Annotated in this window: 18 protein-coding genes and 1 tRNA gene; 8 read left to right on the top strand and 11 right to left on the bottom strand. The window is 43.2% G+C overall.

The window, feature by feature from the left end; genetic code table 11:
• Positions 1-44: 44 nt before the first annotated feature.
• From GMA13_RS00100 to GMA13_RS00075, 6 genes are all read left to right on the top strand, one after another.
• Positions 45-323 (top strand): zinc-ribbon domain containing protein, encoded by a 279-nt coding sequence (locus tag GMA13_RS00100; protein WP_255882134.1) that lies wholly within the window; start codon positions 45-47, stop codon positions 321-323.
• A gap of 186 nt (positions 324-509) precedes the next feature.
• Positions 510-713, top strand: a complete 204-nt coding sequence (locus tag GMA13_RS00095; protein ID WP_255882132.1) for a DUF1858 domain-containing protein — start codon at positions 510-512, stop codon at positions 711-713.
• A 69-nt stretch (positions 714-782) separates the two neighbouring features.
• Positions 783-1493 carry a class I SAM-dependent methyltransferase gene (locus tag GMA13_RS00090; RefSeq protein ID WP_255882131.1) on the top strand — a complete coding sequence of 237 codons (711 nt, stop codon included), beginning with the start codon at positions 783-785 and terminating at the stop codon, positions 1491-1493.
• Positions 1480-2229 carry a Nif3-like dinuclear metal center hexameric protein gene (locus GMA13_RS00085; RefSeq protein ID WP_255882130.1) on the top strand — a complete coding sequence of 250 codons (750 nt, stop codon included), beginning with the start codon at positions 1480-1482 and terminating at the stop codon, positions 2227-2229. The genes GMA13_RS00090 and GMA13_RS00085 overlap by 14 nt, the downstream gene beginning before the upstream one ends.
• Before the next feature lie 245 nt (positions 2230-2474).
• Positions 2475-3560, top strand: coding sequence for a 3-phosphoserine/phosphohydroxythreonine transaminase (gene serC, locus GMA13_RS00080; RefSeq protein ID WP_255882129.1), 1086 nt, complete (start codon positions 2475-2477; stop codon positions 3558-3560).
• A 25-nt stretch (positions 3561-3585) separates the two neighbouring features.
• A complete protein-coding gene (locus GMA13_RS00075) occupies positions 3586-4746 on the top strand; it encodes a 3-phosphoglycerate dehydrogenase family protein (protein ID WP_255882128.1) in 1161 nt (386 codons plus the stop codon).
• A 217-nt stretch (positions 4747-4963) separates the two neighbouring features.
• On the opposite strand, the gene GMA13_RS00070 is transcribed toward GMA13_RS00075, so the two are convergent.
• From GMA13_RS00070 to GMA13_RS00030, 8 genes are all read right to left on the bottom strand, one after another.
• A complete protein-coding gene (locus tag GMA13_RS00070; RefSeq protein WP_255882127.1) occupies positions 4964-5239 on the bottom strand; it encodes a hypothetical protein in 276 nt (91 codons plus the stop codon).
• 406 nt (positions 5240-5645) lie between these two features.
• Entirely contained in the window at positions 5646-8558 is a 2913-nt protein-coding gene (gene secA / locus GMA13_RS00060; RefSeq protein WP_370687027.1) for a preprotein translocase subunit SecA, read from the bottom strand.
• 306 nt (positions 8559-8864) lie between these two features.
• Entirely contained in the window at positions 8865-10250 is a 1386-nt protein-coding gene (locus GMA13_RS00055) for a penicillin-binding transpeptidase domain-containing protein (RefSeq protein ID WP_255882126.1), read from the bottom strand.
• 29 nt (positions 10251-10279) lie between these two features.
• Positions 10280-11977, bottom strand: a complete 1698-nt coding sequence (locus GMA13_RS00050) for an FtsW/RodA/SpoVE family cell cycle protein (RefSeq protein ID WP_255882125.1) — start codon at positions 11975-11977, stop codon at positions 10280-10282.
• Between the two features lie 137 nt (positions 11978-12114).
• Entirely contained in the window at positions 12115-12654 is a 540-nt protein-coding gene (locus GMA13_RS00045) for a biotin transporter BioY (RefSeq protein WP_255882124.1), read from the bottom strand.
• An 86-nt stretch (positions 12655-12740) separates the two neighbouring features.
• Positions 12741-14309: a putative ABC transporter permease gene (locus GMA13_RS00040; RefSeq protein WP_255882123.1), complete on the bottom strand. Its 1569-nt coding sequence runs from the start codon at positions 14307-14309 to the stop codon at positions 12741-12743.
• Positions 14310-14375: 66 nt separating this feature from the next.
• The gene (gene nadC / locus GMA13_RS00035; RefSeq protein WP_255882122.1) at positions 14376-15215 is read right to left on the bottom strand and encodes a carboxylating nicotinate-nucleotide diphosphorylase; all 840 of its coding nucleotides are present in this window, start codon (positions 15213-15215) and stop codon (positions 14376-14378) included.
• Between the two features lie 21 nt (positions 15216-15236).
• Positions 15237-16688 carry an L-aspartate oxidase gene (locus GMA13_RS00030; protein WP_255882121.1) on the bottom strand — a complete coding sequence of 484 codons (1452 nt, stop codon included), beginning with the start codon at positions 16686-16688 and terminating at the stop codon, positions 15237-15239.
• Between the two features lie 353 nt (positions 16689-17041).
• Between GMA13_RS00030 and GMA13_RS00025 the strand changes: the two genes are divergently transcribed.
• On the top strand, positions 17042-17383 hold the full coding sequence (locus GMA13_RS00025) for a DUF4190 domain-containing protein (protein WP_255882120.1): 342 nt from the start codon (positions 17042-17044) through the stop codon (positions 17381-17383).
• 86 nt (positions 17384-17469) lie between these two features.
• A complete protein-coding gene (locus tag GMA13_RS00020; protein WP_255882119.1) occupies positions 17470-18279 on the top strand; it encodes a prolipoprotein diacylglyceryl transferase in 810 nt (269 codons plus the stop codon).
• 66 nt (positions 18280-18345) lie between these two features.
• Here the strand turns inward: GMA13_RS00020 and GMA13_RS00015 are convergent.
• The 3 genes from GMA13_RS00015 to GMA13_RS00005 form a co-directional block, all read right to left on the bottom strand.
• Positions 18346-18422, bottom strand: a tRNA-Arg gene (locus tag GMA13_RS00015).
• A gap of 83 nt (positions 18423-18505) precedes the next feature.
• Entirely contained in the window at positions 18506-19372 is an 867-nt protein-coding gene (locus GMA13_RS00010; RefSeq protein ID WP_255882118.1) for a helix-turn-helix transcriptional regulator, read from the bottom strand.
• A 172-nt stretch (positions 19373-19544) separates the two neighbouring features.
• On the bottom strand, positions 19545-20027 hold the full coding sequence (locus GMA13_RS00005; RefSeq protein ID WP_255882117.1) for a DNA-deoxyinosine glycosylase: 483 nt from the start codon (positions 20025-20027) through the stop codon (positions 19545-19547).
• Positions 20028-20241: the final 214 nt, after the last annotated feature.

Here is a 20241-nt window from a genome sequence, read left to right as displayed (position 1 = left end):
TCCACTCGAGGGATAAACAAATTCACCAAAGTGAGGTAAAACAAATGTACGAAGACAAGACTCTAACCTGCAAAGAGTGCGGCAGCGAGTTCGTGTTCACAGCAGGTGAGCAGGAGTTCTATGCGGAAAAGGGCTTTGTAAACGAGCCGCAGAGATGCAAGGCTTGCAGAGATGCCCGCAAAAACGCTAACAAGACAGAGCGTGAGATGTTCACGGCTACATGTGCATCATGCGGACAAGAAGCAAAGGTTCCTTTCAAGCCAAGAGAAGACCGTCCTGTATATTGCAGCGATTGCTTTGCAAGAATGAAGGAGCAGAATTAATTACTTCTGATAAAGGTTTCTTAATGCGCAAACTATCCCCCGAAATTATTCGGGGGATTTTTTGTGTTTTTTTGTATAATTCTTTGTAAATACAGGCGTTATTTTTGCTTTGTACTTTTATGTTGATTTTATATTCTTTTTAGGATATAATATTATCCTAAGATTAACAAAACGGAGGAATATATAATGGCTGAAATTAATAAAAACACAATAATCGGAGATATTCTCGACCTTGACTCAACAACAGCACCATTCTTCTTTGAAATGGGAATGCACTGTCTTGGCTGCCCTGCATCAAGAGGCGAAACCCTTGAGCAGGCTTGCGCTGTTCACGGTGTTGACGCAGACGAAATGGTTGAGAAAATCAACAATCACCTTGCAAACAAGTAATACGGCAGTTTTGCCGAACAAACTTCCGGCGTGCCTTTATGACACGCCATTTTGTTTTGGAGTGATTATTTGAACAGTAACGAAATAAAGCTTGACCGCAGGCTATCGCTTTGCGCCGAATTTGTCCGTCAGGGTGCGACTGTTGCCGACATTGGAACAGACCACGCATATCTGCCAGTATACCTTATACAAAGCGGAAAAATAAATTCCGCCATAGCCGCCGACATAAATGAAGGTCCGCTTAAAAGCGGAATTGAAACAATTAAGCAATACTCCCTTTCGGATAAAATATCGGCAAGGCTTTCAAACGGACTTGAAAAAATCAGAGCTGATGAATGCAGTGATATTGTAATAGCAGGCATGGGCGGCGAGCTTATCTGCTCTATTATAGAAGCCGCACAGTGGCTCAAAAGCAGTGACAAACACCTTATTTTACAGCCGATGACTCGTCCTGAGGTTCTTCGTTCCTACCTTTGTCAGAACGGTTTTGAGATTATGCGTGAGCAGGCTGTTGAAAGCGACGGACGAATTTACACCGTTATGCTTGTCTGCTTTTGCAACACGACTGTTGTTCTTTCTGATTTTTCGGCGAGGGTCGGCAAGCTGAATCCGGCTGAACGGAAGCTTGACAGAATGTACCTTGAGAGAGTGGTGGCGTCACTGCAAAAAAAGCATAAGGGTCTTCTTTGCGGAGGCAACAAAAATATAGCCGCTGATTTGGCGGACACAATAAACAAAATAAACAGCTTTATTAACGGAGGGCAAAATGACTACTGTTAAGCAAATTTACGGATACATAGACAAAATAGCACCGTTTTCAAGCGCTATGGATTTTGACAACGTCGGTCTGCTGGTTGGCGATGAAAGCGCAGCTGTAACAAAAGCGCTTGTATGCCTTGATATTACCGCTTCGGTTGTTGAGGAAGCGACCAATCTTGAATGTGAGCTTATAATAAGCCACCACCCCGTTATCTTCAATCCGCTTAAGTCGCTCAACAGAGGCAGTGTTCCCTATATGCTCGCAAGCAGAGGAATAAATGCAATATGCGCTCATACAAACCTTGACATTTCACCGCTCGGCACAAACGTTCAGCTTGCAAAAAAGCTTGACCTTGCAGCTATTGAACCTATTGAAAACGAGCCGATTGCGATAGGTATTTTAAAATGCGAAATGTCGGCTAAAATCTTTGCAAAGCACGTTAAGGAAAAACTCGGCTGTAAGGGGCTGCGCTATATGGATGCCGGCAAACGCATAAAAAAAGTTGGTATTTGCACAGGAGCAGGCGGAGATGAGCTTTATAAAATCGCAAATAAAATCGACGCCTTTGTAACAGGCGAAATCAAGCACAATCAGCTTATTGACGCCTATAATGCGGGTATCAGCATTGCCGACATTGGACATTACCGTTCTGAGTTTATTGTATGCGCACCTTTTGCTTCAATTCTCTCAAGCCGCTTTCAGGATGTTGAATTTGTTGTTTCAACCGGCGATACAGAATTAACTGAATATATCTGACGAATATTTTTCGACGTTAAATTATCACATTTACTCATCCTGCGTCTATTATATAATATGGCGCAGGATATATTTTTACACTCTAATATACACTGACTAAAGTTTATTCTTGCATATTGCCGCAAATTTCGTGGTTTACAGGCATTTTTTGTGTTGACTTCACCCTTTATAAAGCTTATAATTAGAGTGTTAGCAATTTGGCAGACTTTGTCTGCTTTTATTAGAAGATGAAAGGATATGTTATCATGAGCAGAGTTTACAACTTTTCTGCAGGCCCGTCCATGCTGCCTGTATCAGTGCTTGAAAAAGCTGCCGCACAAATGCTCGATTACGAGGGAAGCGGACAATCGGTTATGGAGATGTCACACCGTTCAAAGGTGTACGGCGGAATTATTGAAACTGCAGAGGCTCTTTTAAGGGAAGTAATGAATATTCCCGACAACTATAAAGTATTATTCTTGCAGGGCGGTGCTTCGTCACAATTTGCAATGGTTCCGATGAACCTTATGACAAAGTCCGGCAAGGCTGACTATGTTATCACAGGTCAGTGGGCTAAAAAGGCATATAAAGAGGCGTCTCGCTACGGCAACACAAATGTAGTTGCTTCTTCTGAGGATAAGACCTTCTCTTATATCCCGAAGCTTGACCCGAAGACCTTCACAAAGGATGCGGATTACTTCCACATCTGTATGAACAACACAATCTACGGTACAGCATACCACGAGCTGCCGCAGACAGGCGATGTTCCGCTTGTTGCCGACATTTCATCATATATTCTCTCTCAGCCGATTGACGTTTCAAAGTTCGGCGTTCTTTACGCAGGTGCTCAGAAGAATATGGCTCCGGCAGGCGTTACAATCGTTATTATCCGTGATGACCTTATCGGCGACGCAATGGATATTACCCCGACAATGTTCAACTACAAGACTCACGCTGACAACGGCTCAATGTTCAACACACCGCCGTGCTACACAATCTACATTGCAAAGCTCGTTTTGGAGTGGGTTAAGAACGAGGTTGGCGGCCTTGAGGCAATGAAGGAGAGAAATGAGAAGAAGGCAAAGCTTCTTTACGATTTCCTCGACAATTCAAAGCTGTTCAAGGGCACAGTAGTTCCTGAAGACCGTTCACTTATGAATGTACCGTTCGTAACAGGCAATGCAGACCTTGACGCACTCTTTGTTAAAGAGGCTTCTGCAAGAGGCTTTGAAAATATTAAGGGTCACCGTTCGGTCGGCGGTATGAGAGCGTCTATCTACAACGCTATGCCTTATGAGGGTGTTGACGCACTCGTTAAATTTATGGCTGAGTTTGAAAAGGCAAACGGCTAAGCTTGGCTGAATAAGGAGTATCACAATGTATAATATCAAAACCTTAAACAAAATCTCTCCGATAGGTCTTAACCGTCTTGGCGACGGCTTCACCTGTGGCGACGATATTGAAAATCCGGATGCAGTGCTCGTAAGAAGTGCATCAATGCACGATATGGAGCTGCCCAAAAGCCTTCTTGCTATTGCAAGAGCAGGCGCAGGCGTTAACAACATTCCAATTGACAAGTGCAGCGAAAACGGCATTGTTGTGTTCAACACACCGGGTGCTAACGCCAACGCAGTTAAGGAGCTTGTTATTGCAGGTCTTCTGTTAAGCTCAAGAAAGATTGTTGACGGCATTGAGTGGGCAAAAACACTCAAGGGCAACGGCGACCAGGTTGGCAAGATGGTTGAAAAGGGCAAAAGCGCATATGCAGGCCCTGAAATCAAGGGCAAGACGCTCGGCGTTATAGGTCTTGGCGCAATCGGCGCTTTGGTTGCAAACGCTGCTGCAGCTCTCGGAATGAAGGTTTGCGGCTATGATCCGTTCCTCTCTGTTGACGGCGCACTCAAACTTTCACCGTCAATGGCTCACTGCATAACACTTGATGAGATTTTCGCGCAGAGCGATTATATTACTGTTCACGTTCCGCTTACGCCGGACACAAAGCACGTTATCTGTGCTGAGAACATCGCAAAGATGAAGGACGGCGTAAGAATTCTCAACTACTCAAGAGCTGACCTTGTTAACTCAACAGACGTTCTTGCAGGAATTGAAAGCGGCAAAATTGCAAGCTATGTTACAGACTTTGCAACAGACGATCTTCTTGGTGTTCCGGGTGTTATCGCAATGCCGCACCTTGGTGCATCTACTCCGGAAAGCGAAGAAAACTGCGCCGCTATGGCTGCCGACGAGGTTAAGGATTATCTTGAAAACGGCAACATTACAAACAGCGTTAACTTCCCGCAGGTTAACATGGCAAGATCGGGCGATATTCGTTTCTGCATTCTCCACAAGAATGTTCCTTCTGTTTTACAGCGTTCACTCCAGGTTCTCAGCGACAAGGGCGCAAATGTTGAAAATATGGAGAACAAGTCAAGAAAGGATTACGCTTACACAGTAGTTGACGCAAGCGGAGCTGATGAATCTCTCAGCGAAGAAATTGCAAAGATTGACGATGTTGTAAGAGTAAGAGTTATTAAATAAGTCAATTTATACTAATCGTCAATAAAAAGATTTATATATGTTTTATTAGATATAAGTATTGTATAACTAACAACTAAACGGACTGTATCATTGTTTGCTAAGCTTTGATACAGTCCGTTATTTTTTCCGCAAAAACCACAAGGGACCCGCCGAAGCGAGCCCCTTGTGGTATAGGATTTCTTGAAATAATGGTAAAACAAAAAATGGAGAAATCTGATTAATCTTTGTTCTCGATTACTGCATCGCCTGTGTCACCAAGCAAATTGAATCTGAACAGTTTTGACTCATCGTCTTTGTTTTCGCAAACGATGTAAGCCTCTGCAATTTTACCACCCTCAATAAGCTGCGTTAAACCAACAAGCTGGCAAAGCTTACTCTTCAGGTTGAGGTGGTCGCCTTCCCTTGTAACCAAAAATACATTGCCCTCGCAAGTGTCAAGCACGGCGAGGAATTTAGTTACGTCGATGTCATGAAGTTCAAGAATCGGTGTCATAAAACATTCCTCCTTAAATATTCGTGCCTACTCTGGACTTGAATCACATTTCGGATTTTATCTTCAGGCTTTTCTCTTGCCTGTGATTATATTATAGCAGGCTTTTCGGAATTGTCAACAAAAGATTTGTATAATTTTTGTAAAATACGCCTTAACAATTAGCAATATGCCGATTTTACAGCATCATTTTTAACAATTATCAACAAAAAACAATTCCTCTTTTATGCAAATCTAATTTTGTCCCCTGAAGATTTTATTAAAAATACGCAAAGTTGAAATCTTTAAAATAAATTATCTATCAGAGTTTACCAAAGTTTTACTATTTCAAAAAAAACTGCATTTTCAGATAAAAATAAGGCGAAAAACCGCTTAATTAAGCTGTTTTTCGCCTTATATAATTTATCTTTTACTCATCCCTGCCGCAGCACTTCTTATATTTTTTGCCGCTGCCGCACGGACACGGGTCGTTGCGCCCAACCTTTTGCTTTGCTGTTTTTCTTACAGTCTTATTTGCGCTGTCTGTTCCGTCGCCGCTTGTTGCGGTTGGCTTTGCAACCTGCTCTCGCTTGAACACAACATTAAGCTTCTGATTCTGCTGTGTCTGAGCCGCTGCCTGACGAGCCTGCTCCTGCACAGCCGCCTGTCTTGCCTGTGCCTGCTTAGCTGCAGCCTCCGCCTTTGCACGTTGTTCCATTGCAAGGCGCTGCATCTCAGCCTGCTGCTTTTGTATTGCAAGAATTCTCCTTGGTGCTACAAGCACCATCTTGACAGTATTCTCACGAATTGTTGCAATCATCTGGTCGAACATATCAAAGCCCTCGAAACGGTATTCAACAACCGGATCTCTCTGACCGTATGCACGAAGTCTAATGCCCTGCTTAAGCTGCTCCATAGCGTCAATGTGATCCATCCAATAGGTATCAACATTTTTTAGCAGATAAACACGCTCCATCTCACGCATTGTTTCCTCAGGCAAAATCTCCTCGTTGCCCTTGTAAAGCTCCGTCGCCTTATCGTTAAGATCACGGATAAGGTCAATTTGCTCAAGACCCTCAAGCTCGTCGGCAGAATACTTCATCTCTGTTTCATCAATAAGCCAGCCAAGGTAATAATCCCTGAGGCTTTCAAGATTCCACATATCATGTGAAACATCCTCCGGGCAGAAAGATTTAACTGTGCTTTCAATTGTCTGCTCAATCATCTTTACAATCTGATCCTTTATGTTCTCACCGTCAAGCACCTGATCACGCTGAGCATAGATAATCTCTCTCTGACGATTCATAACATCGTCGTACTGAAGTACGTTCTTTCTTATTGCAAAGTTACGGCTTTCAACCTTCTGCTGTGAGCTTTCAATAATATTTGAAAGCATCTTGTTTTCGAGGGGAACATCGTCCGGAGCATTAAGACGTTCCATAATAGCCTTCATTCTTTCTCCGCCAAACAGACGCATTAAATCGTCCTCTGTTGACAGATAGAAGCGGCTCTTACCCGGGTCGCCCTGACGGCCTGAACGTCCTCTGAGCTGGTTGTCAATTCGTCTTGACTCGTGGCGCTCTGTACCCATAATGAACAGACCGCCTGCGGCTCTTACCTCTTCTGCCTCGTCCTTAATTTCATTCTTATATTTTGCATTAAGCTCGGCAAAAATTCTTCTTGCCTCCAAAATCTCTTCGTCATCAGTATCTCCAAATGCGGTTGACTCGGCAATTATCTCCTCCGGCATCTGCATACGGCGCATTTCAGCCTTTGCAAGATACTCAGCATTACCGCCGAGGATAATATCAGTACCACGACCTGCCATATTTGTGGCAATTGTAACAGCGCCCTTTTTACCTGCCTGTGCTACTATCTCTGCTTCCTTTTCGTGGTGCTTAGCATTCAATACGTTGTGCTTGATTCCTCTGCGCTTGAGCATTGCGCTCAAATGCTCAGACTTCTCAATTGATATTGTGCCTACAAGTACCGGCTGGCCCTTTTCATGGCACTCGATAATATCGTTGATAACTGCGTTGAACTTGCCCTCCTCGGTCTTAAAGATAGCGTCCGGCAAGTCCTCGCGGGCAACAGGCTTGTTTGTTGGGATTTCAACAACATCAAGCTTGTAAATCTCTCTGAATTCCTCCTCCTCTGTCATAGCGGTACCGGTCATACCGGAAAGCTTCTTGTAAAGACGGAAGTAATTCTGGAAGGTTATTGTAGCAAGAGTTTTGCTTTCGTTTGCAATCTTAACGCCTTCCTTAGCCTCAATAGCCTGATGAAGTCCCTCATTATAACGTCTGCCGTACATCAGACGACCTGTGAATTCGTCAACTATGATAACCTCGTTGTCCTTAACAACATAGTCTATATCCTTCTGCATAATTCCGTAAGCCTTGATAGCCTGATTTACGTGATGCTGAATTGTTAGGTTGTCCGGGTCTGTGAGGTTTTCAATGCCAAAGTAACTCTCAGCCCTTTTAACGCCAAGGGGAGTCAGTGTTGCGCTCTTAGCCTTTTCGTCAACTATATATTCAATTCCGTGCTCCTTGTAGTAATCGTCATTGTCCTCCTTGCTGTCGATTTCAGCAAACTTCTTGCACTTCATAGTTCTTGCAAGAGCGTCTGCTCTCTCATACAAATCGGTTGACTTGTCGCCCTGACCTGAAATAATAAGCGGAGTTCTCGCCTCGTCTATGAGGATTGAGTCAACCTCATCGACAACTGCAAAGGCGTGACCTCTCTGAACCTTTCTATCCTTGTAAACAACCATATTATCACGCAGGTAGTCAAAGCCAAGCTCATTATTTGTGCCGTAGGTAATGTCAGCGGCATAAGCTTTCTTTCTCAAATCGTTCGCCAAATCGTGAACAATAAGTCCAACGCTTAAGCCAAGCCAACGGTAAAGCTTGCCCATCCACTCTGAGTCACGGCGTGCAAGGTAATCGTTGACCGTAACAATATGAACACCCTCGCCTGTCAAGCCGTTTAAGTATGCCGGCAGAGTAGCAACCAAGGTTTTACCTTCACCTGTTTTCATCTCTGCAATTCTGCCCTGATGAAGTATGATTCCGCCAATAATCTGTACCGGAAAGTGCTTCATACCTAAAACTCTGTATGAAGCCTCACGGCAAACGGCAAATGCGTCTGTCAGAATATCATCTGTTGTTTCGCCGTTTTTAAGTCTTTCCTTAAGTATGCTGGTCTGCTCCTTAAGCTCCTTATCGCTCATCGGCTGATATTTGCTTTCAAGCTCAAGAACCTTGTCGCAAAGAGGCTTAACTCTCTTTACTTCTCTCTTACTGTAATTGCCAAACATGGCTTTAAGAAAATTCGCCATAGTATCATTCCTTTTCTCTTTATATGAACAAGCTCAATAATCGTTTTTACAGGCTCCAAACAGTGCTTGCCCACACTAATACGTTTAATTATACCACATCATTTCGTAAATTTCATTACTTATTTAAAAAAACGCATAAATTAATTGTTAACATTTTGAATTTTATACTTTGCCGAAATATTCTGCCTAAAAAAACAGGTGCAGCTGCCAATTTGCTGACCGCCGCACCTGTAATTTATTTTACTTCAAAGTCCAACTGCACAAGCTTTTTGCTGTTTGAAGCGGCTAAGCCTTGCCTGAAAGCTCTTAGTTTCTCAGCGTTTGAGCGCAAGCCTGAATTGCCGCCGAGGCAACCGGCCCTGCTGTGGTAAGTCCGAAGTTGCCGTCCTCTACCACTACCGCAAAGGCAAGCGGTACATCCTCGTCACGGGTGAAGCCTACTATCCATGCGTCGTTGCTCTCACCCTCCTTAACCTCTGCTGTACCTGTCTTAGCGCAGACAGTAAGGTTTCCGCCAAACATATAATCGCCGTAATTTGATGATACGGTATATCTCATCATATCGTTAAGCTTCTGTGCCGTACTGCTTTTAAGCATAGCCTTTCCGCTTTGCTCTGTGCCGGTAAAGGGCGAATAATCGCTGCCGCTTATGCTCTGTACATAATACGGCTCGGCACGGTTGCCGCCGTTGGCAATAGCACTCATCAAAATACACATTTGCATTGGGTTTGTAAGGTCGGTGTACTGTCCTATACCGCTCCACGCAAGGTCATTGTCACTTGCATTTTTAACGTCATACTGACCCTTCACTGTCGGAGCGTGACCTATATCATAGCTTGAATTAACTCCAAGCTCGTTAGCCGCTGCCGTCATCTTATCTCTGCCAAGTTCATATGCAAGCTGTGCAAAAACGATATTGCACGACTGCGCTAAGCCGTCGTCAAGGTTAATCGTTCCGTGATGCGCCATACAGGTAACTTCCTCGCCGCCTATTATAGCACTGCCGTTACATTCAAAGGTACGGCTATCAATATCGGGCATATTCTCTAAAGCAGCCGCCGCTGTCACAATCTTAAAAATTGAGCCGGGCGTATAGCTTGATGAAAGCACATGATTTAAATATGCGCCGTCATACTCGCTCTCGTTTTCCTCAGTTAGCTCCGGCGGATTCTGCGGGTCATAGGTCTTACAGCTTACCGAGCAAAGAATTTCACCAGTTTTATAATTCATTACCACAACTGCGCCGTTCATACCGCCAAGAGCGTTGTAAGCCGTTTTGCAGGCATCACTGTCAATTGTAAGCGTAAGATTATTGCCGCCCCTGAAGCTCTGCGGCATCTCAAGACCCCAGATGTACGAAAAGCCTGTCAACTCCGAACGGTAAACGCTTTGAACCGCCGTTGAAATATTAAGACTGTTGTCGCCAACAACGTGGAGCGTTGACAGTCGAGTATCATAATCCTCGTTGTAAATTCGGCTGCCGTCAACCGTCTGCGCAAGAACAACACCGTTGCGGTCAAAAATCTTTCCTGCCTTTTCAAGTCCGCCACTGCCCGAAGTATGACCGTTGTAGCTGTGCTGAACCCATGAATCGGCATTAATGCATATATTTACAGTAAAATAGATTATTCCGGCAAAGAACAAAAGCACAAGAACAAACACAAACATTGAGCGTGTTCTTACCTGTTTCATTATACTCTCACATTCCTTCCCAAATTAATTTATCTTTTCTTTATCGAATATGTTCTCTCGTCAGCCGCCTTTATAAATGCAAGCAAGCCCCAGCAGGCTATCATACTTGAACCACCAACGCTGATAAACGGCAGCGTAACGCCTGTAAGCGGCAGAATATCCGTTGCGCCGAAGATATTTAGCGACGACTGCAAAACAAGAAGCCCTGCGGCGCAGCAGGCTGAAATTGAATAGAAGGTTGAGCGGCTCTTTGTTGTGATAGCACGGGCGTAGAAGAACAAGCCGCCGATTGAAACAGCAATAGTCAAGGCAACTATAAGCCCAAGCTCCTCACAGACAAGTCCGAAAACAAGGTCGCTTTCAGACGCACCGACATATTTTAAATAACCATTGCCAAGTCCGCATCCGAAAAGTCCGCCGCTTGCGGCATAAGTAAGCACCCTTGCAGTCTGATACCCAAGGCTATTATCAGAATTTTCAAACGCCTTGCCCCAACCTGAAAAGCGGTCGGCAATGTACGGCTTGAAACGCAAAATAAGTAATCCGCCAAATATTGCGCCGACTATTGACACAACAACAGTTTTGTAGTCGCCCGAACGCACTATTGAAATCATAATAAATGTGCCGAAGAAGATAAGCGCTGTGCCGAAATCGCTCATTATAAACAGTGCGCCGATGCATATTGCCGAGAATATAATAAATACAATAAAGTTCTTTTTCGTCTGCAATTGGTCAAGTGCAGACGCACCTACAAATATATACGCTATCTTGACAAACTCGGACGGCTGAATTGACACTCCGCCTATCATAATCCAGTTTGCCGCACCGCCTCTTATAGTACCGAAAACAATATTAACCGCCAAAAATCCTACTGCTATTATCATTATGGCAAGCCGCCATTTATTAACTCTGTCGGGATTTTGCAGGAATTTTATCATAAAACAGAAGAATGCCATACCGATAGCGCAGGCTATTATCTGAACATAGGTCTGGTGAAGCCCCTGCCGTACCGACAGCATTACGCCTATGCCGGTCAAAAACAGGGCAAGTCCCTCAAGCTCAAAGCCGACTCGCTTAAACACCTTTGTTGAAACAATATAGAAAATCCACGCTACCGCCATAAACGCTGCATAAACCACAAGCGGCTGAAAGTCGTTAGCCTCTATCGACAAGCAAGCCTCGGCAGCCATAAACAGAGTAAAAATAGAGATGAGCATCATCAGCGCAAACGGCGCAATGCCCTCCTTGCTGCCCTCTTTCTTAATAAACCATGAACGGTTCGTTATTGTATAATCCTGTGCGCGTTTTAAAATGAAGGTATCCTTGCCGATTTTTATTTCATCGTTTATAAAAATCGGTACTCTGCCCTGCGTTTGCTCGCCGTTAACAAACGTACCCGTCTTTGAGCCGGTGTCACTGATAAACCAGCCTTCCTTACGGCGCAAAATAACGCAGTGCTCTCTCGAAACAGCAAGGTCATCAGCAATTACAATATCGTTTCTATTAGCTCTGCCAATAGAATTTTCCCAGCAAAGCACAGGCAAAACCTCTCCGGTTGCAGTATTTTCAAGCATTATAAGCGGCTTTTCGTCCCTACGCTGGCGGCGCATTGACGAATAGCACTGAAACACAACGATTATCCCAAGCAACGGGATTAATATTCTAAGCGCAACAATTGCGATGTCGGTAATAACCTGAATATTTAAGGATTGCAGAAATTCATCCACCGGGTATACCTCCTCATCATACTTACTTATGATGATATAATTAATCCCATAAAAAGTCAATAGAATTTATGTGAACATATTTTGAGCGCAAAAACTCCCGTGCCAAAGCACGGGAGCGAATAAAGTTTTTTCAAATTTTAAACAATCTTTTTAAGCCTTGAACAAAGCAAAACCGCAGCTATAATCTTTGCTGCATCGCCCGGAAGGAACGGAAACACGCAAATTGTAAGCGAATACCAAAGCTGCGAGCCTGTTGAAATTACAAACCACGCTGTACCGAAGGAATAGCAAACAGCAAGACCGACAACCATTGCAACGGCAAGAGCCACAATCTTTTTGTTCCAAAAACGGCAGATAAGCGCTATTGTTCCTGCGGCAAGGATATATCCGATTATGTAACCGCCCGTCGGACCTGCAATAGCTGCAAAGCCACCCTTAAAGCCTGCAAAAACAGGAACACCGACTGCACCGAGCAAAACATAAACCAGCTGGCTTATCATTGCACGTCTTATTCCCAGAAGTCCGCCTGCAACAAAAACCGAAAACATTGCAAGGTTAATCGGCACAGGACCAATTGGAATAGCAATCTGTGAAAATACTGCAGTTAACGCAGCGAATAACGCTGTGAGCACTATTGAATATGTAGCGCTTCTTTTTACTGTATTTGCTGTATCCATAATTATTCCCCCTCGAAGTTTCCTGATATATTATATATCTCCGAGGAGGAATTGTCAACTATATTTTTGCAATTTTAAGATTACAATTATTTTTCTACAAAATCTCCGCTTCCGTCATCGTACCTCATATGCGGATAAATCATTTCAATGTACTCATCCGGAAACTGCTCGTCAAGGAACTCCTCAATAACATTTGACGGAGTAGGGTTGGTCTGCCTTTCATTATATCTCCATTGTGCAAGGCAGGAAATAACACAGTCATAAACCATAAACACGCACAAAACAATACTCAAAAGCTTGCCCATTCCCTTTGGCAGCTTTTCGATAAGCATTGAAACAAACGGGTAAATAAACTTTGCCCACGCAATGCCGAGAAGCCCCCAAATTATCGCATAGTAAAGGCTTGTTCTGCCGTAAAGGTTAAAAAACTGTTGTGAATAGTCCCAGGATATGGTGCCAAAAAGCAATTGCTGGAAATAGCTTGTCAGGTACTCAAAGGTTGCGCCGACAAATGCACTGACAAGGAATACTATCCATATTCTTGCTCGGCTGAATTTATAAAGCGCAAGCGTCATCATAACGGCGCCTATACCGTAAACGGGTATAAACGGTCCGTATACAAGGCCTACACGGTATTCAAACACGCCGCCGTTATAAATAAAGCCTACTATTGTTTCCATAATACAGCCGATAAGTGAGCCGATAACGAACAGCCAAAAAAGCTTATAGAAATTTACGCCGTATGCAAACGGCTTTTGCTCCTCGGTTTGAAAGTAGCCTTCATATTCCCTGCGGTTAAGCTGCTTTGTTCCATCAGCAATTTTATTGTAAAGTTTAGTGAGCTGCTGGTCATTTTCAACGCTTTTGCTGTCCATATTTTTAACGGCTCGCTTCTCAAAGAAGCCGTTATCGTTAAGAAGCTTTTCATACTTAATATCAAGCTGTTTTTTTATCTCTTCAATTTCTTTTTCATTGTAGGTTTGGCGGTTTTTGGCGATTTCTGCCTTTGTCACATATTCGTTTATTTTACCGTCAAGCCCTAAATTGTCGCCCGTTTTTATTGAAGCCTTGGCTACGGCTCTGCCCCAGCCATGCGAAATTTTTGCAAGCTTTTCCGAAATTTTGTTAAGCTGTCTTACCTTGAGCCTGATTTCAAGGTATGAAACCGTTGAAACAACTGTGTCGATAAGCAGTATGCTTCCGAAAACAGCAAAAATAAAATACATCCATGTATTCGGTATGTACTCAAGCAGATGGTCGGTAAGCGGCAATACGTTGCCCACAATTATAGTCAGCACAATTCCCCATACAACGCTCAGCGGTACTGTGATAAAACCCTTAATATTAAGCGGCATTGTCGAATAATCCCAAAGCCTGCAATGCAGAACTTTTTGCAGGAAAATACCCGTACAGAACACAAAGGCGCTAACTGCTATTGTGAAAATAATAAGCTGAGCATACCACTCATCAATAATAAGCTCGCTTATAATGTAGCAAATTGTCACACTTAAACCGTAAATAGGGCAATACGGTCCGTTCAGATAGCCGACATTTGCAATTGTTTTTTTCTCAAACGAGGTAATTGCCTCCTCTACCGCCCAACCGAGTATTGAGAATAAAATAAAATAAAATACGCAGTTATCCCAATGAAACATAAACTCACCTCCGATTGAACAGCTGTGCCGTTCAACACTGAAATTTATCTTAAAATATTTACTTAATTACTTTTTTATCTTCATTGAAATATCAAAAGCCTTAACCGAATGTGTTAATGCTCCGATAGAGATTATGTCAACGCCTGTTTCGGCAACGCCTCTGATGGTTTCAGACGTGATACCGCCGGAGGCTTCAAGCAAGGCTCTGCCGTTTGTTATTTCAACAGCTTTTTTCATCGTTTCGTTATCCATATTGTCAAGCATAATAACGTCAACTCCGGCTTCAAGTGCCTCTTTAAGCTCGTCAAGATTTCTGACCTCAAGCTCAATCTTAGTCATATGCCCTATTCTTTTCTTAAGTGCGGTTACAGCGTTTTTTATGCCGCCGCCTGCGTCAACGTGGTTATCCTTGAGCATAGCCGCATCACTTAAATTATAGCGGTGGTTTCTGCCGCCGCCAACCGTAACGGCATACTTCTGAATAGGCCTTAAACCCGGAAGCGTCTTTCTTGTGTCTGCTATTGAAGCCTTAGTACCCTCTACAAGCCTTACCACCTCGTTTGTTGCAGTAGCAATTCCACTCATATGCTGGATAAGATTCAACGCTGTTCTCTCGCCCTTTAACAGCGTTTTTGTTGAGCCTTTAACCTCAGCTATAACATCGCCGTACTTTACGCTGTCGCCGTCGTGCTTTAAAATATTATATTCAAATTTTCCTCTGTTAATTATCTCAAATACACGCATTGCAATATCAACACCACAGACGATGCCGTCTGCCTTAGCCATAAACACAGCCTCGTTGCACTGCTCGTCTGAAATAAGGTTATCTGTCGCTGCGTCAATGTAGTTTATATCCTCAAGCAAAGCCTCTTTTATCAAATTATCTATGTAAATAGGGTTAATCATAATATATTTTTCCTTTCCGCTTCAAACAAGCTCCTGTAAAATAATGCAGGCTACGGTTGCAAGGCTCTTAGCCTCAACAAGGTCCGGCGTCAGCATATAGCCGGAGCATTTAAGCTCGTTTAAAATTCTCTTCGCTCTCTGCAAGCCCTCCGGAACAGCGTCCGGCGTTGGAAGAACAAAATGAGCGCTCTGCATAATCTCTCTTATCTCTGTTCTGTAACCGTGCGGCAGCTGTGCTCCGCTCGGCTGCTTAGGCGTTTCAGGAACAGCAAGCTGTGCTCTGCCCTTTTTGAGCCTACGCATAATATCCTCTGCTGCTCGGCGTGAGAACACAAGAGCCTCAAGCAGTGAATTGCTTGCAAGCCTGTTTGCGCCGTGAACACCTGTGTGCGAACATTCACCGGCAGCATATAGTCCGTCAATTGTCGACTGAGCGTTCAAGTCAACGTCTATTCCGCCCATTAAATAGTGCTGACACGGGAAAACAGGGATTCTGTCCTTTGTTATATCAACATTTTCTTCTAAGCACTTTGCGTATATCATTGGGAAACGGTTTCTTACAGACTCCGGATCCTTGTGGGTTATATCAAGATAGAAATTCTCGCTGTTTGTCTTTTTGGCTTCAAGCATAATTGCCTCAGACACAACGTCACGGGGAGCAAGCTCTCCTCTTTCGTCATAATCAAAGGCAAAGCGTTCGCCCTTGCAATTGAGCAGAACTGCTCCCTCGCCTCTGACAGCCTCGCTTATTAAAAATCTTTCTCTGTCCTTCTCAGCTGCAAAGGCTGTTGGGTGAAACTGAATCCAGCTTAAATGCTTAATTTTTGCACCGAGGTTATGCGCCATTGTTATGCCGTCGCCCGTTGCAATTGCACTGTTTGTAGTATAAGCATAAACTCTGCCAACGCCGCCTGTCGCCATTATGCAATAACGTGCATTAACGCAGTCAGTCTGTCCGTCCTTAAGCAGATACGCCGTAAAGCCGCCGTCAACCTTTTTCAAATCGTAGAGCATTGTATTCTGTGCAATATCAACATTCCGGCGCAGTTTAACATTTTCAATAAGTACATCGGTAATAGCTTTTCCTGTTGAATCCTTATGGTGAACGATTCTGTGTCTTGAGTGTCCTGCTTCAAGCGTCATTTGAAGCTTGCCGGAGTTATCAAGGTCAAAGGCAACGCCGAGCTTCTTTAGATTCAGAACATCCTGCGGACCTTCGGTAACAAGCACCTCGATAGCCGCCGGGTCATTCTTGTATTTTCCCGCAATAAGCGTGTCGGCTATGTGCAGCTTGAAGTTATCGTTATCCTTATCAAGAACAGCGGCAACCCCGCCCTGAGCAAGTGAGCTGTTTGAAAGGCTCAATTCCCTCTTTGCTATAACAAGCACCCTCACGCTTTCATCAAACTGCAAAGCAGCATAAAGACCTGCGGCACCCGAACCGACAATAACAACATCATATATTTTCTCCATATGTCATACCCACCTTGTATGTCACAATAAAATTCCAAACGACAGCTACCGAAAATTGCCGTTTTATGTACACATTATCATTTTATCACAACCCTCTGATTATATCAACAAAATTCTAAAACGTAACCATAATCACAATTCTAAAACGCTTACATAATCGCATAGAATAAAAAGCAGGCTCTATTGAATTATTATTGATGATTTCTTGACAAAACTGAAACTGTGTCAAAACATTCCTTGACATAACTCGACGTCTTATGATATAATTTTTTTAAAGTATTTGTTAATCATTACTTGACTATTGGTATTTATGCCTTACGGCTTGATACATATATTTTTTAGGAGGTATCATTATGCAGGACAATTCAAAAACATTTTCAATCGTAGCTCTTGTATGCGGCATTATCGGAATCGTTGGTACGTGGATTCCGTATCTTAATTTCGTAGCACCTATCATTGCAATTCTCGGTATTGTATTTGGTGCTATCGGAATGAAGAAGTGTAAAGAGGTTGGCGGCAGCAAAGGCCTTGCTATTGCCGGCTTAGTTTGCGGCATCATCGGAACAGCTATTACTGTTATTGCAGTTCTCTGCGTTGTATGCGCTCTTTGCACAGCAGCAACTGCTGTTGGTTCTGTTGCAAACACAAACGACATAAACTCACTTGCATCTGCACTTCAGTCAGCAGTTCAGTAATTGACTGATAATTAGTTTTTCTCGAACAAAAAGCACCTGTTGCGGCAGGTGCTTTTTAAATTTCAGTAAAAATCGGAGATTAAATTATGATAGGCAGTTTTACATTATTTGGAAAAGAAATAGGTACATACGGTGTTGCGGCTATAATAGGAATACTTGCAACAGGCTGCTTTGCTTATATTAAAGCTATGAGAAACCGCCTTGACGAAGTCAGAATGGTTTTTATGCTGCTGTTCAGTGCAATAGGAGTATTCGTCGGCGGTCATATTCTTTACGGCATTACAAACATTCAGTATATAGGGCTTCTCTTTCAGGCGAAGAATTTTACGCAGTGGCTTAACATTGCCGGTATGTTATTCGGCGGACAGGTATTTTACGGCGGTTTGCTCGGCGGTATAGCGGCAGCTATTATATATGCAAAGGCAACTAAGCTTGAAAACCTCGGCGGCTATGCCGATATTATGGCGGCAGGCGTTCCGCTGTTTCACACCTTCGGCAGAATCGGCTGCTTTTTGGGCGGCTGCTGCTACGGAATAGAAAGCAGCTTCGGTTTCACATTTCACAACAGCCTTATCGAATCAGCCAACGGAGTAAACAGATTTCCCGTTCAGCTTTTTGAGGCAGGCTTTAACCTGATTTTGTTTTTTGTTATGTGGGCGTTGCTTAACAAAGGAATTTTGAAAAACAAGCTGTTTTTCCTATATCTTGCCGTTTATTCGGCAGGCAGGTTTGTTCTGGAGTTTTTCAGAGGCGACAGCTACCGAGGATTTCTGTTTGGGTTGTCCACCTCACAGATAATAGCATTAATGATAATAGCTACGGTATTAATTTACACCGCTGTGTGTATTGCTAAAGGACGAAACAAAAAAACAGAAAATCAAGAACAAACGCCTTAATTATGTTCAGTTTAAAATTTAAATAAGCGCATACAAAAAGCCTATTGCTTTCGCAATAGGCTTTTCTGGCGCGCTGCAAGGGACTCGAACCCCTGACCTCTTGATTCGTAGTCAAGCACTCTATCCAGCTGAGCTAGCAGCGCATTTGTGATTTGTCACTACGTTATTTTATCACAACAAAATCAGAAAATCAAGTGTTTTGTCCTATTTTTTTATTATTCTTATATTAACTATTCTCTGAATGACTAATGACTGAACATATAAAATAGTAAATTGGAATTGTTAAAAATACAATCCAGGAAATTGCAAAGCCTCCAAGTGCACCGCCCCAAAAGCCCCACACAAAGAAGATAATAAGCGCACAAACAGGATAGCAAAAGCGGTTAGGCTTTTTCTTGATTATTGCCTCAACAAGCGTGTAATAAATCGGAATAGTCAGAAATGCCATCCAAGAATAAGCAAAGCCACCCAAGAATCCGCTGAAACCCCATGCAAGAAAAACACACAGAGCAACTATCGGATAAGGGAATTTATACCAAATGCTCTTTTTATAGCTGTGATTTTTTTTGCAGCAATCGTCATAAATAATGTGTCCGTTTTCATCGGTATAAGCCTTACGCTCGCCCTTTTCTTCAACAAACACTCCGTTTTTGTCAACGCTCACCTTTGTGCCGTCCGAGGAGTCAACGTGAATACCACTCCAGCCAACGTGAACATGTTCTCCGTTTTTAGAGTCAACGTGCAGACCGTTGTCAAAATAAACTCTGTCGCCGCTGCGTGAATCATATGTATTGTTTTCCTGAGCATTGACGTCGTTATCATTAGCTGCCGTGCTTTCACTATTTTCGTTGCCGCTTTGCTTCTCTTGTGTTGTTTCTTCCTCAACTTTCTCCTTGCCTGTCAAAAGCTCATCAAGAGTTACGCCGTAAATCTGAGCAAGAAGAATTAAATTGTCAGTGTCGGGCGAAGCCTCGGCTCTCTCCCATTTTGACACAGCCTGTCGGCTTACTCCTATTTTAGCCGCAAGCTCCTCCTGTGAAAGTGAATGCTTTTTTCTGTACTGTAATAATCTGTTCGCTGTTTCTATGTTCATAATGTCCTCCTGAATCTGCCCTCACAATCTGTGAGGGTCTGTATCCTTTCCTTTATTTGCAAGGGTATTATAGCAATCCAAATAAAAACACGCTATACATTTTAGTTTTCAATTACGCAACTACCGGTTGCAGCCAGCTATTTTCCACGGTTGCGGAGGTTTTTAACGAAGTTTAAATGTACTCTGCTATTATTCCCCACTCCTGTGTAAGATGTCCGAGCGAAAAGGCGGCATTCGCCGGACTTGTTGACGGCAGACGAATTGCCGTTATTCCCGTTTCTTTTTCGCAATATTTTTTATACAGCTTGTCCGCAGCAGCACCGTTTGTAAATATTTTATCAACCGAACTGTTCGACAGAATACTGTTTAAATCATTCGGTACTGCATTTTTTATTGAACTGTCGGCAGAGCCGGTTATATCGCACGATTTGATAACATCCCACAACGCTATGCGACAGTTAAGAAGCATATTTTTCTTTTCATCAACAGATTTTGCAAGCGGTGTGCCTGTTACTGCTGCAACAACTCGCCAAAACCTGTTTTGAGGATGAGCATAAAAGAACTGCTCACTGCGTGATTTTACAGACGGAAACGAACCGAGTACAAGTATTTTAGAGTTTTCATTCCACACAGGGTCAATATTGTGTATCTCCATTCTATCCCTCCGCATTACAGTATGCTTATATTATTACATTTTTTACAGATTAATTCAAGTAGCCGCACAGCAAAAGGGGCGGCAAAATGATATGCACCCCAAAAGTTAGACACTTTTGGAGGTGCATATTTTTATGGGTAAAACAGGAAGAAAAAACAAAGTATATAGTGCAGAATTCAAAATAGGTGTTATAATGGATATGCGAGAACACCAT

The organism is Ruminococcus sp. zg-924 (assembly GCF_024433635.1).
Lineage (GTDB): Bacteria > Bacillota > Clostridia > Oscillospirales > Acutalibacteraceae > UBA7067.
Note: the sequence above shows the minus strand (reverse complement) of the source record. Positions and strands in the feature narration are given on the sequence as shown.